The sequence below is a fragment of the Chryseobacterium sp. R2A-55 genome, from assembly GCF_021401085.1.
In the GTDB taxonomy this organism is placed as follows: domain Bacteria; phylum Bacteroidota; class Bacteroidia; order Flavobacteriales; family Weeksellaceae; genus Kaistella.
The window spans coordinates 23,963-40,349 of sequence record NZ_JACBFP010000001.1; the positions used below are offsets into that span (position 1 = coordinate 23,963).

Genomic DNA, 16,387 nt, shown 5'->3' on the forward strand with positions numbered 1-16,387 from the left:
CTATTTCAATTCGTTTGGTGTGCAAATATCCATATCGCCGTAATCGAGGTTTTCACCTGCCATTCCCCAGATAAAGGAATAATTCGAAGTTCCCGCCCCGCTGTGAATGGACCATTCCGGTGAAAGCACGGCTTGATTATTTTGCATAAAAATATGTCGGGTTTGCTGCGGTTCACCCATAAAATGAGAAATCGTCTGACCTTCCTGCAAATCGAAATAGAAATACGCTTCCATTCTTCGGGAATGCGTGTGCGCAGGCATGGTGTTCCAAACATTTCCGGGAAGAAGTTCGGTTAATCCCATTTGCAGCTGGTTGGTTTGCACCAGTTCGTTTACGATCAGTTTATTGAGGATCCGCTTATTGGCGTTATTCTGATCACCAAGTTCGATGACGATAGCGTTTTCCTTACCAATTTTTTTGGTGGGGAAAACTTCGTGAGCCGGTGCGGAATTCAAATAAAACAAAGCGGGACTTGAAGAGTCTTTACTGCTGAAAACAACTTCTTTCACTCCTTTCCCCACATACAGCGCTTCTTTCTTATCGAGTTCAAAGATTTCACCATCAACCAAAACCACGCCTTTTCCGCCCACATTTACAATTCCTACTTCACGCCGGTCAAGGAAATTCTCCGATTTCAAATAAGGAATCGTTTCCAGGGAAACCTTTTCATTCACAGGCATTACTCCACCTACTATCAGTCGGTCATACATGGAATAAACGAGGTTTACCTCATCCTGAGTAAAAAGAGTTTCGATGAGAAATTCACTTCTGAGTTTTTCGGTATCGTAACTTTTTACATCATTGGGATTTGCTGCGTATCTAAAACTGTAATTCATCTTCATTAAATTTTATTTGTAATCGATTACACAAAGATATATAATTTTTATCAATGACCAATACTATTTTTGATTTTTTGAATTCTCTTATCCCGTTCCAAATATTAATATCTTGTCAATCAAAATCTTGACAGGAACAAATTCGAATCTAAGGAAATTCATAACGCCTTTATTACTTTGAAAAAATTGCAGAAATCCAAAAACCTTTTCACCGAAGATGGTGGCGTATTGCAATTTTTTGCACAATTTCAATTTTACCCATTGGTTTAGGCATTATATTTCATAATATATTGCCCTAAATCTTAAAGTTTGAAATCGAAAAGAACTATATCATAAAGAATCATTTCCAATTTAGTGGAGCAGAAATTGAATTAAATTTAAATTAAACTTATCTCCACTATCAAAAAATAGCTAATTTTGCTTCATAATTCCTTTCTCAAAATCCAAATTTACCTAGAATGAACCTTCAGAAATCCACATTAACTGCAATAGTGTTTACTTTTTTTTTGCAATCGATTAACTCACAGGTTCCGGAATGGCAAACCTATGTTGACAAAGCACCCTTTAAAGTAGAACTTCCGCAACCCGCAAAGTCTTCTTTATCGCAGAAAACAATCTCCGTGAAGGATTATGGAGCAGTTGCAGATGGGAAAACAATTAATACGGAAGCATTCCAAAAAGCCATCGACGAAGGTTCAGCCAAAGGAAATACCGTGATTTCCGTTCCTGCAGGAATCTGGCTTTTGGGCCCGATCGAACTGAAAAGCGACATCACCATCCAGATCAATAAAGGCGCTGTGCTGCAGTTCACGAAAGACCGCACGAAATATCCCATGCTTGCGAAAAATTCTGCCGGAACGGACTATTTCGTGATGTCGCCAATTTATGCTAAAAACGTCAAAAATATAACCATTACCGGCGAGGGAATCATTGACGGCGGTGGGGACTCTTGGAGACCTGTGAAAAAATCAAAAGTAACCGCAGAATTCTGGAACGATTTGATCAAAACCGGCACCTTAAGTGACGACAAAAAAGTTTGGTGGCCGTCTCAAAATGCGATGAATGGTGACAGAATCCTCAATGACCTCAAAAAGAAACAAAATGCATCCGCCGATGATTTCCTGAAAACCAGGGATTTCCAGAGGCCTTATCTGATGAATCTGATCAACTGTAAAAATCTTCAGATGAGCGGAATCACCATTCAAAATTCTCCAAAATTGACGGTCTATATTTCGCAATCTGATGGCGTCATTCTGAATAACCTGAAAGTACTGAATCCAAAATGGGGGCAGAATACCGATGGAATAGACATCAGCGGCTCCAAAAACGTCCTTGTTTATGGTTGCACCGTGGATGTTGGTGATGATGGAATCTGCATGAAAAGCAGCGGCAAAAAGAATGAAAACGACGTGCAGCTTGAAAATATCATTATTGCGAAAAACACTGTATATAACGCACATGGCGGATTCTCAATCGGCTCAAATACCGATGGCGGCATGAAAAACATCTTCGTGACCGACTGCACTTTTGATGGAACCGATATCGGAATCCGGGTGAAAAGCAATGAGGGAATCGGCGGAAAAGTATCGAATATTTACATTGAAAATATCAAGATGGCAAATATTGTGAACGAGGCGATTTACCTATCATCAATCTATGAAAACAAGCAAGTCGGCAAATCAAATGACAATTTAACCAGGGGCGAAAAGATTCCGGATTATTCGTATTTCTACTTGAAGAATATTGTCTGTACTGGTGCAGAAACCGCAATCAGTTTGACCGGTTTAGAAAACGCTCCGATTCATGATCTGTTTTTTGACAACGTAAACATCACTGCCACCAACGGATTTATCGCAGAAAATGCTGAAAATATTTCGATGAAAAATACAAAGATCATTGCAACTGCGAAATTATTTGATTTGAAAAATACAACAAATATTTTGCTGGATGAAAAGCCGGTCAATTAAGAATAGTCATTCATTGTTTGCTCCTCTTACGGTTTTCTGCATTATCATTTCCACAGGAAGGGAACAGCAAGCATCATGAAAATCCACCAACTCTTCCGGAAGATAGTTCTCGCCAATTTTTTGCCTGAGCATTTGTTTAGCTCGGCTCAACCGGACTTTCACGTTGCTTTCGGTGATTTGCAGAAGGTTTGCGGTTTCCTGAGTATTCAGACCGTTGATTTCCCTTAAGACGAAAACATTTCTAAGGTTGATAGGAATTCCTTGAATTGCAGTTTCTATGATGATTCCCAATTCTTTGTGAACCAAAGCACCGTCTTGAGAAAAAGACTGATTTCTTTTAGCTTTAAGGTAGGTTTTTTCTTCTGAAATCGTATTCTTTAACCTTTTGAAATTCTGCTTTTTTTGGTAACAAAGATGAAGCATGATTTTCGCAATCCAAGTTTTAAATGTAGAGCGTTCCTCAAATTTCGCAAGGTTTTTGTAAATATTCAGATAGCAATCCTGCATCAGATCCTCAACATCCTGCTGTGAAAAGTGGTAAGATTTCCCGATTTTGTAAAGAAAGGGGTTATATCTGCGGATCAGGATTTCGAAAACATGTAAATTGCCAGCCAAAATTTCTTGGATGGTTTCTTCATCGGTCAGTTTTAGATGATCATTCCAAACATTTTCGGTTAAATCCACTTCCTAATCGTTAAGAAAGCTAAAGTTAGTGAATTTAAAATTCATGATCATTCCACCGCTGTTCTGATAGCAAGTGAATTTAAAAAATCAGAGACAGCAGTGGAAAAATGGTGAAATTATGGTTGATAATTAAGGATTTATCAAAACTTTCCCAAGCATGGTGGGATGAATGGAGCAGTAATAACTCATGCTGTCATTGGCAACCCAGGTCCATGATTGATTGACTTTAATGGTATCAGAATATGTTTTTTTGTCTTTTGAGGTCACATCATGTGCAACTACATCTTTATTCACGAAAATCACCGTGGCTCCTTTGTTGACGTGCAGTTCCTGCGGATTAAACTTCATTTGCCGGATCAGTATGGTATCGGCTTTCGCCACTGTTGGAGGAGCTGTTGAACCAGGATTTTCTGCAGCTGTATCACTGGTTTCAGGGATTGAATCGCCTTTCTGAACACAAGAACATGCCAAGAAGAGCAAAATAGTAAATCCAGTTGCCCTTCCCAAATTTTGGGTTTTCATTATTTCAGACTTTTTTGAACCATCTGCGCATGAGCCAAATGTTCTTTAAAAAGTGGAAGCGCAGATTCCAAAAGCGCTTTCAGTTCCGGATTTGTCGCACTGGGAATCAAATCATTTTCCACAACGGAAATAACGGCTTTATGATATTCCACTTCATTATCCACATAGGCTTTGTCAAAATCAGCCGCGGATTTGGTTTCAAATTTTGCTTTCACATCTGTTGCTCCTTTCAACAGGGATTGTGTGGTGGAGTTATCCTGCGGAGTAACATTCAGTTTTTTTGCCAAGGCAACCGCTTGGTCAATCACGGCTTTGTGGTCTTTCGCCATTGTTTTCGCAAAATCTGTAACGGCTTTGTTGGTCGATTTTTTCAATGCGATTTCCGCATAATCAACGTCGATTTGGTTTGCAGTTACCGCGATGGACGCAATTTCCGGGTCAGTTAGTTTTGCAGGTTCAGGAGCTGGAGTTGCCACTTCCGGAGTTGCGGTGGTTTCTGTGGTTGTTTCTGTGCTTGCAGGCTGTTCAATTGTTTTTTTGCAGCTGTAAGAAATCAACAGAAGTGTTGATGCCAATAAAGAGATCGCCACGAGTTTTGTAACATTTTTCATAATCTATTATTTTGTGTCCCGACAGAAGTTTTTGCCGAGGCGGTTAAATTCAAAATCACTTCACAATAGAATAGAGTCGAAATTTGAAAAAAGGTTACAAATATTTTCAAAAAGGCTATTTCATATGCTTGAAAATCAAAGTTTTGCCAACTCGGAAATTCCCTTTTTATCCAGGCGGAAAACGGTCCATTCGTCCATAGGTTTTGCGCCGAGCGATTTGTAGAATTCGATGGATGGGGTGTTCCAGTCCAAAACTGACCATTCAAAACGGCCACATTTTTCGTTCTCTGCGATTTTTGCCAACTCGATCAACAGTTTTTTTCCATAGCCTTTCCCTCTGTAATCTGGCTCCACGAAAAGATCTTCAAGATACATTCCGGGTTTTCCGACGAAGGTGGAAAAATGATAGAAATATAAAGCAAATCCAACCGGATTACCGTCTTCTTCTCCTATTAAGACTTTGGCAAAATCTTTGTCAAAAATATTTTCTTTCAATTCCTCTTCTGAAGTGATGACATCGTTTTCGAGTTTCTCGTAAACAGCGAGTTTTTTGATGAGGTCAAAAATGGTGGGGATATCTTGCGCTGTGGCTTTTCGGATTTTGAACATATCTAAATTTTTTGTCAAAAATAGTGAAATGATGACGAAATCCATAGCCCCGATTGCAGCGGCATCCTTTTTTGTTTTCGGCGGTGGAAATAGTGATGGCAAAACAAAAAAGATATAGCCTGCCTGTCGGCAGACAGGCGGAAAGCGGGAAACAGCTCCAAAAAAAACCTCCAAAAAATTTTTGAAGGTTTATTTTCGGTAGATTCTGACTTCCAGATCCTATATTTCGGTGTCCAAATCCCAATTCTGAAGATAATCATGGACATGCTTCAGGAACATTCCGCCGAGGGAACCGTCAACCACGCGGTGGTCATAAGAGTGGGACATGAACATCATCTGGCGAATCGCGATCACATCTCCATCTTTGGTTTCCAGAACTGCTGGTTTTTTCACGATCGCTCCAATCGCCATGATGGCCACTTGAGGTTGCGGAATAATGGGCGTTCCCATCAGATTACCGAAACTTCCCACGTTGGAAATCGTGTAAGTTGCACCTTGCGTATCTTCCGGACGAAGTTTCTTGTTTCTGGCTCTGTATGCCAAATCATTAATGGCTTTTGCCAAACCGGAAAGTGACAGCTGATCTGCGTTTTTGATGACCGGAACGATCAAGTTGCCATCCGGTAAAGCGGTTGCCATTCCGATATTGATGTTTTTCTTTTTAATGATTTTGTCGCCATCTACGGAAATATTGATCATTGGGAAATCCTGTATTGCTTTCACGATCGCTTTCACGAAGATAGGCATAAATGTGAGTTTTTCACCTTCCCGCTTTTCGAAAATATCCTTGTGCTTTGCGCGCCATTTCACCACATTCGTTACATCGGTCTCTATGAAAGAGGTGACGTGTGGCGAAATACGTTTTGAGTTCACCATGGCATCGGCGATGATTTTTCGCACTCGGTCCATTTGGATGATTTCGTCTCCCGCAGAAACGTTTACCGGTACTTGAACCGGAGCCGCAACTTGCGCGACCGGAGTTGGAACCGGAACTGTTCTTTCTGCTGAACCCTGACCTCGGTTTTTCACAAAAGCCAAAATATCTTCCTTGGTGATTCTGCCTTCCAAACCACTTCCTTTGATGGATTCCAGTTCGGAAGCGGAAATATTTTCTTGCTGTACTATGGATTTTACCAAAGGCGACAAATACAAGTCGGTTGCCGGAACTCCGGCCAACACTTTGGCGCTTTCCATGGATGTTTCCAGAGCTTTCAGTACTTCTGGTTCCAAATTGGGCAGCTCGGTTTTTACATCTGGGCGGGATTCCGGGATCTGCGGTTGTTCTGTGATCGCTTCAGTTTGAGCTGAAGTTTCTAAAATAGCGATTGCTTCGCCAATTTTTGCCACTTCGTCTTTATGCTTAAGAATTTTGATAATCTTACCTGAAACCGGTGTCGGAACATCGGAGTCTACTTTGTCTGTCGCAATTTCCACCACGGAGTCATCTTCTTTCACCACATCTCCTTCATTGAACAACCAGCTGATAATTGTAGCTTCCATCACGCCTTCTCCCATCGAGGGAAGTAATAATTTATATTCTGCCATTTTCTTTTTTGGATTTCTACAAAGATAAAATAATTTAAAGAATCTGAAAATTGACCTTTATAAATTAAGAATTTGATAATTAAAAAATTTAATTTTGAGGTTTATAATATCATCTCAAAATGAATCTGCATATCGTCGCGCTTTTCCGTTTTAAGGAAAATTATTTGATGGAAGCCATTGAGCTTTTCAAAAAACTGGTATCTGAAACCCGTAAAGTACAAGGTTGTCTGCAATATGACCTGATCGAAGACCATGAGCAAAAAGGTGTTTTCATACTGATCGAAAGATGGGAAACCCAGGAATATCATTACCAACACTGCTGTTCAGATCATTTGCTGGATTTTAGGAATCATGCGAGAACGATGCTGGAAGAGACCACACAGGTCTATAAAGGTACAAAAATATTTTAGATAAACTCTGCCTGGAAGACTTCTGCGAAATGCTTTTTGATTTTCGATTTCAATTCCTGCACTTCTTCATCAGAAAATTTCCGTTCCAGTTCGCGGGCAAGTGATGCGACTGATTTGTCTTTAATTCCACATGGAATGATATATTCAAAATACCTTAAATCGGTATTCACATTTAGAGCAAAACCATGCATGGTCACCCATTTTGAGGTTTTCACGCCCATTGCACAAATTTTTCTTGCGTAAGGTTTTCCCACATCTAGCCAAACTCCAGTTTCACCTTCGCTTCTTTCCCCTTTCAAACCATATTCCGCTATGGTGCGGATGATGACTTCTTCCAGATTTCTCATGTACAGGAAAATATCGGATTGAAAATTATCCAAATCCAAAATGGGATAACCCACGATTTGCCCGAAACCATGATATGTGATATCGCCGCCACGATTGGTTCTTACGAATGTTGCTTCAATTTCCTTCAGTTTTTCTGAGTTGGCGAGCATATTCTCCTCATGGCCGGATTTCCCCAACGTGTACACATGCGGGTGCTCCACAAACAGAAAGTAATTGGGAGTTTCTTCATATTCCTCCTCACTCCTGTTTCGATTTTCGGTTTTCAAATTAGTAATCGAATCCATCAGTTTTTGCTGATGTTCAAATGCGGGAAGATAATCCATCAAACCAAGGTCGGTAAAGTGCAGGGTTTTATTTTGCGGAATGGTCATTCTTTGATTTTCGGGTCCAAAGGTAGCGAATTAAATCATTATGCATCAAATAACATAATGATTTTACTTATATTTTTCATACGCCATTTCGATGATATCGTTCATTGCTTCGTTGATCGTTTGCCGGTCTTCACTCTGATGAATATCCAATCCTGCGAAAAGACTTCCATTCGATTCTGCATGCAGCGAAAGGTAATAGGTGGCGGAAATCAGTATTGCTAAAATTGCGCGGTATTTCTTTTCATTTTCTTTAAAATAAGGAAGCATCACTTGATTAAACAACTTCATTCCCAGCTCTTCACGTTGGTCAGAAAGTCTCCGCAGGATTTCATTATGTTCTGATAATTCCCAGATAATTATTTTCTGCAGCTCCTTATTTTCAGCAAGTGCATCCCACATCTTTGCAAGCAACATTTTTGAATAATCCTTTCCGCTGTCTGAAAAATCGATCTCTGAGAAGTGAATTTTCTGTGCGGAGCTTCCGTAATCCTGCAACCACAGATATTCACTCACCAGATTCTCCACGCTACCGAAATATTCATAAATCAGTTTTCTGTGAACCCCTGCTGTTTCCGCAATTTTCGTTACTTTAAGTTGGTGGAAACCACCTGTTTTTATGATTTTACCGATCGTCTTGATCAGTTTGGCCTTTGTCCGCTCTTTATCCCTAATCGGGCCACTCACCATTTTTCTCATAGTAATTAATTTTTTTCATTATTTCGGGCAATTCCGCATCCTCATCAAATCTGTACAATTTGTCTGAAGGACGATTTTTCACTCCTTTGTGAATTAAAAAAATACCGTATCTTTGCAGTACACAAATGATGAAAAAAGAAGAAGAAAAGGTAACTGCTTTGAGGTGGTTACCTTTCTTAATTTAACAAAAAATTCATCAATATTTTTTTTCCCAATGGAGTCAGAATACTTTCCGGATGAAACTGGACTCCATGCAGATCATAGACCCTGTGTTTTAAGGACATAATCATTCCCTCCTGATCAACGGAAGTCACCTGCAATTCTTCGGGAAAGTTCTCAGGATTTACCGCCCATGAATGGTATCTTCCGACTTCCAGCTTTTTTGGTAAGTTATTAAAAATTTTATGTTCTGCTGTCTGAATGGATTCCGTGGCGATTCCATGATAAATTTCTTTTAAGTGGATCAGACTTCCGCCAAAAGCTTCAGCAATCGCCTGCTGCCCGAGACAAACACCTAGAATCGGCTTTTTTCCGGCATAATTCCTGATCACCTCCAACAATATTCCTGCTTCCGAAGGAATTCCCGGACCGGGAGACAAAATGATTTTATCGAAATCTTCAATTTCTTTCACCGAAATCTGGTCATTTTTAAAGACGGAAACCGATTGACCCACAATCTGCTCAATCATTTGAACAAGATTATAGGTGAAGCTGTCGTAATTATCAAAAACCAGAATTTTCATCTGGCAAAGATAAAGGTTTGAGTTGGTTTTGAATTATTCGATCATAGTTCACCGCTCAGAAAATATTCATTCCCTGCTCGAAACCGTTCGAACATTTCAAATCCCGCAGAAACGCTATGCTACAGAAAACCCAATAAGCCTTCCTATTCCAAACGTGATCGCAGCAGCAATTAATCCAAAGACGACCATTCTAAGACCTGAAAACCAGACGCTTTTTCCAGTGAACAAAGTAATTGCGGCTCCAATTCCAAATAATCCCATTGCACTGCAGATTGCACTGATCATGATTCCCTTCATCCCACCGAAAAAGAAGAACGGGAAAAGCGGAATGATCGCTCCAATCGCGAACATAAAAAATGAAGCGATGGATGCTTCCCAAGCCGAACCTTTCAATTCTTCCGAATTGATGCCGAGTTCTTCCTTCACCAAAAATTCATGTGCTTTCGCTTGGTCAGTCATGATTTCTTTGGCTATTTCTTCTGCCTGATTTTGCGGAATTCCCTTGGCCCTGTAAATTAATGCAATCTCTCTTTCCTCACCTTCCGGATTGACTTCCAACTCATCCATTTCGAGATCCATCTGGTTTTCATAAAGTTCTTTTGAACTTTGCACGGAAATCCATTCGCCTAGCGCCATCGCAAGAGAACCCGCCAGAAGTCCCGCAATTCCTGCCAGGATTACAGCTTTTTGGTCACTCGCAGCACCGGCAACTCCCATGATGAGCGAGAAATTTGAAATCAAACCATCATTCCCACCCAAAACAGCAGCACGAAGGGCATTTCCACCAACCGACCGGTGTCTTTTTTCAAATCTGGAAAGCGTATGCCCAGAAATATTTGGATTATTTTCAATGAGATTTTCCAGGATTTTCACATGAGCGGTATCTGTGACGGCTCTTTCAGTATTAGTCAGTTTTCTTGCCTTCCCCACTGATGCGGAGATCGATTTCTCCGTATCCATCAAAACCCCTAAAACATAATCATAGCCCAAGATTCCACCAATCAACTTTAAGGTTTTGGCCCTACCCGATGGTTTTGGCATTTTATCCGGTGAAAGTCCGGCTTTCTCCAAAAATGCTACCGCATGAGACTTTTCAATTTCACTCATTTGCGAGAAGACTTCTTTCGCATTTTCGTCTTCTTCTTTTTCTGCTAGAAGCGCATACAGGTAAGATGCGTCAACTTCGGTTTGAATGTTCTTTAGGTTCATCGTTTTTTTTTTTTTTAAGTCTGCGTTTTGGCAGACGGGTTTTGAGTTTTAGGTTTCATAATGGCATACAAATTTCGGTTTTTCTTTTTTAGAAACCATTATCAAAATTATGATACCACATCATCACCAAAACTATCCTATTCCTCCATATTCTTTAGTGCCATCAGCAAATGATAGGCGCCTTTTGTGACAAATTTCTTGTTCTGAAAATGACTGGTATTGTTCAAGATTTCAGTGATTCCGTTTTCAGAATTCCCAATGGTTACGGGAAGCATTTTATAGGTATTGGGTTTCACTTCCTCAAAGATATATTGCTTGCCTTCCCAGGAAACAATTCCATCGTCAGAAATCGTCAAACCTACCTCGGCATTCACTTCAATCTCGGCATTCATAAAGGTTCCGGGAATAAGGGATGCATCTTTTTCATTCAATTCACAGTGTACATAGACGCTTCTGTCCGCCGCAAAATCTTTTCCGATCAAGGCCACAGTTGCCGCATACTTTTTTTCGGGGTTTTGGTTAGTAAAAGCAAAAACTTTCTGGCCTAAAGAAATTTTACCCAAATCTTTCTCGAAAACCTTTAAAGCCAGATGCATTCTGCCGTTGTTGACAATGGAATACAGCACATCAGCCGGGGAAACATGCTGTCCAAGAGCTACATTCACCGCTGAAATATAGCCGGAAATTGGTGCAACCACTGCGATCGACTTCTGGATATTTCCTGAGTTCACCGCGCCGGGATTTAGACCATAGGTTTTCAACCTGGACTCGATTCCGCGAACTGCCGCATTTTGATTTTGCGCTTCGTTCGCGGCTCTTTGCGTCACTTTGTCGGAACTTGCCTGAAATTTATTCAGGTATTTCTGCCTTTCATAATCTTTCTGGGCATATCCTAAATTGGATTTCGCCTGAAGATATTCCTGCTGAAGTGCCGCCATGTCTGGATTTTCAATAATTGCCAAAGTCTGACCTTTGGAGACATAGTTTCCGGGCAAAAATCTTGCGCTTTTCACTATTCCGCCACTCGTGGATGAAACTTCAGCCATGGCATTTGGAGGAAGGTTGATTTGACCGGTTAACAGAATTTTATTGGCAATGGTTTCCTTGCTGAGAGACACGATTTCGATTCCCGCTGTTTTCTTCTGCAGATCTGTAAGCGTAATCTGATCACCTGAAATTGCAAATTTTTCCTCCGTTTTCGCATCTTCTCCCTTAGAACAGGAAAACAGGAAAACAAACAGAGATAATATAAGGGTTGTTTTTTTCATTTTGATTATATCTTTTTTAACATTAATGAAGCAGCCTCGCCACTGTCCTTACTCACTTTTCAGGCTGTTCAGTTCGATTATTTTTTCATTCAGAAGTTTTTGTGCATCAATATATTTGTTCTGGATTTCCAGACTTTGATTTACCAGAATCGTGTATTCCAGGTAATTGGTTTCACCTTCTTTCAACAAGAGATTTGCCGTAAAAAGAATCGTTTCCGCATTTTTCAAACCTGATTTTTGATAATACTCGATTTCCGATTTCAGTTTTTGGTATTCACCAAAAGTCTTTGCATATTGATTTTTAAGGTTTCTGGCTCCAATTTCGTAATTATTCTCGGCGATCAGCTGATTGATCTTTTGACCTTCAATTACCGCTTTCTGGGCGGTGTTGAAAATCGGCAAGCCAACCCCAATCACGCCGGATTGAAACCGGTGAATCCCGTCATACAGTTTGTCGTCTGCACCATTTCCTTTCATGGTCATAGACCTTAAACCTACATTAAAGCTCGGCAGCAATTTCTTTCTTTCATTTTCCAGTTTTGCATTTTCGATGTTTTTCTGTTGTTCCAGCTGTTTTAGAACGACAGGATTTCCGGCAAAATGCTCATCGTAATTGAGTGTACCTCGAAAAAAATCACCTTTTTCAGGGGTATAGATTTCGCCATCACCAATGAGGTAATTGAACTGATAAAGTGCAATGTCGCGGTCTTTCAACAGACTTTGCAACTGAATTTCTGCCTGGTTTAAAAATGCTTCTGCCGTGGTCTTCTCCAGGATATTACTTTCGCCCTTTTTCAGGCGTAGCTCTGCCCTTTTGTAATAATTGGTATAAATGCTGTCGGTTTTTCTAAGCAATTTTTCCTTTTCATCCAGATAGTTCAAATTATTGTAAACCAGCGCAATTTCACGTTTGAGCTGCCATTTTTGAACATCCAGGTTTAAAGCGGAACTTTTCCATTCTTCCGTTAAGACCTGTTTTTGCGTTTTGTAAAAAGACGGCAACCTGAAAGTCTGGTTTACGATGATCGCATTATCGAAATACGCAGAATTCATCTGACCTAATTCTGCCGAAACATTTAAAGGATCAATCACCTTGTAGGAATTTTTCATTTTTTCCTGATAGTCTATTCGCAATTGTCCGGACTTTAAGCTCAAATTCTGTTCTGATGCCTTTTGAACAGCAGTTTCTAAGGAAATCGGAATTTGTGAAAATCCAATTCCGGGAAGCATGAGCAGTATATATTTTAGATATTTCATTTTAATTCAAATTCTTAATGTTTAAGCTTCATAACCATCTTCTTTGTCGCTCAGTTCGTGCAGTTTTCTTTTTCGGTCCGGAAAATTTTTCTCAAACCAAATGTACATCACCGGCAAAAGATAGAGGGTGAGAAAAGTCGCAAGCAGCAAACCGCCGATCACCACAGTAGCAAGAGGTCTCTGCACTTCCGCGCCTTCACCATTGCTTAAAGCCATCGGTAAAAACCCGAATGATGCCACAAACGCCGTCATCAAGACGGGGCGCAATCTTGTTCTTCCTCCTAATTTCACTGCCTTTTTCAAATCCGCATGATCTACTTTTTGACGGTTGAATTCCGCAACCAGAACGATACCGTTCAAAACAGCAACCCCAAACAAAGCGATGAATCCCACACCTGCGGAAATGCTGAAATTCATGTCCCTCATCCAGAGGGATAAGATTCCACCGATCGCAGAAAGCGGAATTGCCGAAAATATAAGCAATCCATATTTTATGGAATTAAATGCGAAATAAAGCATCAGCAGGATCAACAGCAAACTCACCGGAACCGCAATTGAAAGACGGGATTTAGCTTCCTGAAGATTTTCGAAAGTTCCCCCATAGCTGATTGAATATCCCGCAGGAAGATCAAGTTTCTTTTCAACATTGGCCTGCAAATCCTCCACTGTGGACTGAATATCCCGGTTTCTCACATTGAAACCCACGATAATCCTTCGCTGTGCATTTTCTCGCTGAATTTGGTTGATGCTTTCCTTCAATTCCACTTTGGCAACCGAACTTAACGGAACTTCTGTTCCATTAGGTGTGGGAATCAGGAGGTTGTTGACATCTTCCACATTTTTTCTCTGATTTCCGCTCAATCTGACCACCAAATCGAATTTCTTTTCACCCTCGAAAACGGAACCTGTTGATTGGCCTGCAAATGCGGTGTTCACGATATTATTGACGTCATTCACATTCAATCCAAATTGAGAAAGCGCCCCCCGATTATAGGAAATTACAATCTGCGGCATTCCCGAAACCGGCTCCACATAAATATTTTGGGCGCCATTAATTTCTTTAGAGATGTCCCCCAACTTTTCTGCGTAAACTTTCAGGGTATCCATGTTTTCCCCAAAAATTTTGCAGACCACGTCCTGTCTTGCACCCGTCATCAACTCATTAAACCTCATGGCAACGGGATATTGGAAGGAATAAGTAACGCCGATTACATTTTTCTTCAGTTCGCTTGACATTTTCTCCGCAAGATCATCGTAAGTTTTTGCCGAGGTCCATTCTTTTCTCGGTTTCAGGATGATCATCATATCACTTGCATCAATCGGCATCGGATCGGTTGGAATTTCCGAACTTCCCGTTTTTCCGACTATTTTTTCGATTTCCGGGAATTTTTTCAAAAGGATTTGCTGTGACTTTAAGACCGCTTCGGTGGAAGTTTTCAAATTACTTCCCGGCAAAACCCGCGTATCAACCGCGAAATCACCTTCCGGGAGACTCGGTATAAATTCGCCACCCAATCTGGTCATCACAAAAACAGACAACAAGAAAAATCCAACCACCGTGAAAAACACAATATTAGGAATCCTGAGGACTTTTTCTAAAGTACTGAAGTAAAAATGCTCCAGTTTCTCCATCATTCGATCCGAAAACGTCTTTTGGTTTTTAATTTTTTTGGAAAGGAAAAGCGAACTCATCATCGGAACGTAAGTCAATGAAAGGATAAATGCACCGAGCAATGCGAAAATTACCGTCTGTGCCATTGGTTTGAACATTTTCCCCTCGATTCCCTGCAAACTCAAAATTGGCAGATAAACAATCAGGATGATGATTTGCCCAAACACTGCAGAATTCATCATTTTACTTGAAGCTGTATAAACTTCATCATCCATAAATGACTGCGAAATACTCCTATTCTGAAAATTTTTCAGGTGGTGAAGCCTGTGCAAAACGGCTTCCACGATGATCACGGCGCCATCCACAATCAATCCGAAATCCAATGCTCCCAAACTCATCAGGTTCCCGGAAACCCCGAAAATATTCATCATGATGATGGCAAAGAGCATCGCCAAAGGAATAATAGATGCGACCAGGAAACCCGCCCGGAAATTACCGAGAAACAAAACCAGCACGAAAACCACGATAAGCGCACCTTCCAAGAGGTTTTTTTCCACGGTGGAAATAGCGTTGTTCACCATTTTTGTCCGGTCTAAAAAAGCGTCAATTTTAACACCTTCCGGAAGTGTTTTCTCAATTTCGGCGATCCTTTCTTTCACTTTTTTGATGACCTGATTGGAGTTGGCCCCTTTCATCATCATCACAACAGCACCTGCAACTTCACCTTCCCCATTATAAGTCATCGCACCGTATCGGATTGCCTTTCCATACTGAACGGTTCCCACATTTCTAATCAAAACGGGAGTGCCGTCTGAAAGATTTTTCACCACCGTATTTTCGATATCGGGAATTTTGCCCATCAAACCTTCGGTTCGGATGAACAGTACGGTTGGACCTTTTTCAATATAGGCTCCTCCCGTATTTTGGTTATTTTTTTGGAGCGCATCAAAAACTTCATTCATCGTGACGCCCATCGCTTTTAGCTGGGCCGGATTGATTGAGACTTCATACTGTTTCAAATCGCCCCCGAAACTGGCTACATCAGCAACTCCCTCCGTTCCCAAAAGTTGTCTGCGAACCACCCAATCCTGAATTGTTCTGAGCTGCATCGCATTGTAGCGGTGTTCGTAACCTTTTTTCGGACGAACAACATATTGGTAAATTTCTCCCAAGCCGGTAGAAATCGGTGCCATTTGTGGAACTTCTAAACTGGCAGGAATATTCTGAGAAACCTGTTGCAACCGCTCCGCAACTTGCTGACGCGCCAAATAAATATCAACATTTTCCTTAAAAACAATGGTAATTACGGACAACCCAAATCTGGAAAAACTCCGCATCTCTTTGATTCCCTGGATATTCGCATTCGCCTGCTCCAAAGGAAAAGTGATGAAACGCTCCACATCCGGAGCACCCAAACTGGGTGAAACGGTAATGAGCTGGACCTGGTTATCGGTAATATCTGGAACTGCGTCAATCGGCAGTTTGGTAACTTCGAAGGTTCCATAAATCACCAATCCCAAGGTCATCAAAATAATGATGAACTTATTCTTTATGGAAAATTCTATAATTCTGTTTAACATTCTCTTTTTTCGAATTTAATGTAAGTGGATCCATGGCTCATTTTCCTTTAATAGTAGATTTTGAAAAATGATATGGAAAGATAATCAAATAATTGCAGTTTGGAAATAGTCCATACTC

Annotated in this window: 15 protein-coding genes; 2 read left to right on the forward strand and 13 right to left on the reverse strand. The window is 40.6% G+C overall.

Going from position 1 to position 16,387, the window contains the following annotated elements; all coding sequences use genetic code 11:
• Window positions 1-843: a 5-dehydro-4-deoxy-D-glucuronate isomerase gene (kduI, locus tag L0951_RS00085; RefSeq protein WP_410685684.1), complete on the reverse strand. Its 843-nt coding sequence runs from the start codon at window positions 841-843 to the stop codon at window positions 1-3.
• 452 nt (window positions 844-1,295) lie between these two features.
• On the opposite strand from kduI, the gene L0951_RS00090 reads away from it, so the two are divergent.
• Window positions 1,296-2,804 (forward strand): glycoside hydrolase family 28 protein, encoded by a 1,509-nt coding sequence (locus tag L0951_RS00090; protein WP_234108427.1) that lies wholly within the window; start codon window positions 1,296-1,298, stop codon window positions 2,802-2,804.
• Between the two features lie 6 nt (window positions 2,805-2,810).
• Here L0951_RS00090 and L0951_RS00095 read toward each other — a convergent pair whose 3' ends face one another.
• From L0951_RS00095 to L0951_RS00115, 5 genes are all read right to left on the reverse strand, one after another.
• Entirely contained in the window at window positions 2,811-3,488 is a 678-nt protein-coding gene (locus tag L0951_RS00095) for an RNA polymerase sigma factor (protein WP_234108430.1), read from the reverse strand.
• Between the two features lie 129 nt (window positions 3,489-3,617).
• Window positions 3,618-4,010 (reverse strand): plastocyanin/azurin family copper-binding protein, encoded by a 393-nt coding sequence (locus L0951_RS00100; protein WP_234108433.1) that lies wholly within the window; start codon window positions 4,008-4,010, stop codon window positions 3,618-3,620.
• The gene (locus L0951_RS00105) at window positions 4,010-4,621 is read right to left on the reverse strand and encodes a DUF4142 domain-containing protein (protein WP_234108437.1); all 612 of its coding nucleotides are present in this window, start codon (window positions 4,619-4,621) and stop codon (window positions 4,010-4,012) included. Before L0951_RS00105 ends, L0951_RS00100 begins: the two co-directional genes overlap by 1 nt.
• 135 nt (window positions 4,622-4,756) lie before the next feature.
• On the reverse strand, window positions 4,757-5,230 hold the full coding sequence (locus L0951_RS00110; RefSeq protein WP_234108439.1) for a GNAT family N-acetyltransferase: 474 nt from the start codon (window positions 5,228-5,230) through the stop codon (window positions 4,757-4,759).
• 219 nt (window positions 5,231-5,449) lie between these two features.
• On the reverse strand, window positions 5,450-6,775 hold the full coding sequence (locus L0951_RS00115; RefSeq protein WP_234108441.1) for a dihydrolipoamide acetyltransferase family protein: 1,326 nt from the start codon (window positions 6,773-6,775) through the stop codon (window positions 5,450-5,452).
• Between the two features lie 119 nt (window positions 6,776-6,894).
• Between L0951_RS00115 and L0951_RS00120 the strand changes: the two genes are divergently transcribed.
• Window positions 6,895-7,185 carry a putative quinol monooxygenase gene (locus L0951_RS00120; RefSeq protein WP_234108443.1) on the forward strand — a complete coding sequence of 97 codons (291 nt, stop codon included), beginning with the start codon at window positions 6,895-6,897 and terminating at the stop codon, window positions 7,183-7,185.
• Here L0951_RS00120 and lipB read toward each other — a convergent pair.
• From lipB to L0951_RS00150, 7 genes are all read right to left on the reverse strand, one after another.
• Complete coding sequence (lipB, locus tag L0951_RS00125) at window positions 7,182-7,904, reverse strand: lipoyl(octanoyl) transferase LipB (protein WP_234108445.1); 723 nt, start codon at window positions 7,902-7,904, stop codon at window positions 7,182-7,184. The two genes, L0951_RS00120 and lipB, sit on opposite strands and share 4 nt — an antisense overlap.
• 63 nt (window positions 7,905-7,967) lie before the next feature.
• Window positions 7,968-8,600, reverse strand: a complete 633-nt coding sequence (locus tag L0951_RS00130; protein ID WP_234108447.1) for a TetR/AcrR family transcriptional regulator — start codon at window positions 8,598-8,600, stop codon at window positions 7,968-7,970.
• Window positions 8,601-8,776: 176 nt separating this feature from the next.
• Entirely contained in the window at window positions 8,777-9,343 is a 567-nt protein-coding gene (locus tag L0951_RS00135; RefSeq protein ID WP_234108450.1) for an anthranilate synthase component II, read from the reverse strand.
• A gap of 114 nt (window positions 9,344-9,457) precedes the next feature.
• The gene (locus tag L0951_RS00140; RefSeq protein ID WP_234108452.1) at window positions 9,458-10,552 is read right to left on the reverse strand and encodes a VIT1/CCC1 transporter family protein; all 1,095 of its coding nucleotides are present in this window, start codon (window positions 10,550-10,552) and stop codon (window positions 9,458-9,460) included.
• Between the two features lie 137 nt (window positions 10,553-10,689).
• Window positions 10,690-11,820 (reverse strand): efflux RND transporter periplasmic adaptor subunit, encoded by a 1,131-nt coding sequence (locus tag L0951_RS00145; protein WP_234108454.1) that lies wholly within the window; start codon window positions 11,818-11,820, stop codon window positions 10,690-10,692.
• A gap of 48 nt (window positions 11,821-11,868) precedes the next feature.
• A complete protein-coding gene (locus tag L0951_RS13740) occupies window positions 11,869-13,077 on the reverse strand; it encodes a TolC family protein (protein ID WP_317207181.1) in 1,209 nt (402 codons plus the stop codon).
• A gap of 21 nt (window positions 13,078-13,098) precedes the next feature.
• Window positions 13,099-16,269, reverse strand: coding sequence for a CusA/CzcA family heavy metal efflux RND transporter (locus tag L0951_RS00150; RefSeq protein WP_317207182.1), 3,171 nt, complete (start codon window positions 16,267-16,269; stop codon window positions 13,099-13,101).
• Between the last annotated feature and the right edge of the window lie 118 nt (window positions 16,270-16,387).

Coding starts and splice junctions, on each gene's coding strand:
- kduI (WP_410685684.1), bottom strand. CDS start 843: ATGAAGATGAATTACAGTTTTAGATACGCAGCAAATCCCAATGATGTA.
- L0951_RS00090 (WP_234108427.1), top strand. CDS start 1,296: ATGAACCTTCAGAAATCCACATTAACTGCAATAGTGTTTACTTTTTTT.
- L0951_RS00100 (WP_234108433.1), bottom strand. CDS start 4,010: ATGAAAACCCAAAATTTGGGAAGGGCAACTGGATTTACTATTTTGCTC.
- L0951_RS00105 (WP_234108437.1), bottom strand. CDS start 4,621: ATGAAAAATGTTACAAAACTCGTGGCGATCTCTTTATTGGCATCAACA.
- L0951_RS00110 (WP_234108439.1), bottom strand. CDS start 5,230: ATGTTCAAAATCCGAAAAGCCACAGCGCAAGATATCCCCACCATTTTT.
- L0951_RS00115 (WP_234108441.1), bottom strand. CDS start 6,775: ATGGCAGAATATAAATTATTACTTCCCTCGATGGGAGAAGGCGTGATG.
- L0951_RS00120 (WP_234108443.1), top strand. CDS start 6,895: ATGAATCTGCATATCGTCGCGCTTTTCCGTTTTAAGGAAAATTATTTG.
- lipB (WP_234108445.1), bottom strand. CDS start 7,904: ATGACCATTCCGCAAAATAAAACCCTGCACTTTACCGACCTTGGTTTG.
- L0951_RS00130 (WP_234108447.1), bottom strand. CDS start 8,600: ATGAGAAAAATGGTGAGTGGCCCGATTAGGGATAAAGAGCGGACAAAG.
- L0951_RS00135 (WP_234108450.1), bottom strand. CDS start 9,343: ATGAAAATTCTGGTTTTTGATAATTACGACAGCTTCACCTATAATCTT.
- L0951_RS00140 (WP_234108452.1), bottom strand. CDS start 10,552: ATGAACCTAAAGAACATTCAAACCGAAGTTGACGCATCTTACCTGTAT.
- L0951_RS00145 (WP_234108454.1), bottom strand. CDS start 11,820: ATGAAAAAAACAACCCTTATATTATCTCTGTTTGTTTTCCTGTTTTCC.
- L0951_RS13740 (WP_317207181.1), bottom strand. CDS start 13,077: ATGAAATATCTAAAATATATACTGCTCATGCTTCCCGGAATTGGATTT.
- L0951_RS00150 (WP_317207182.1), bottom strand. CDS start 16,269: ATGTTAAACAGAATTATAGAATTTTCCATAAAGAATAAGTTCATCATT.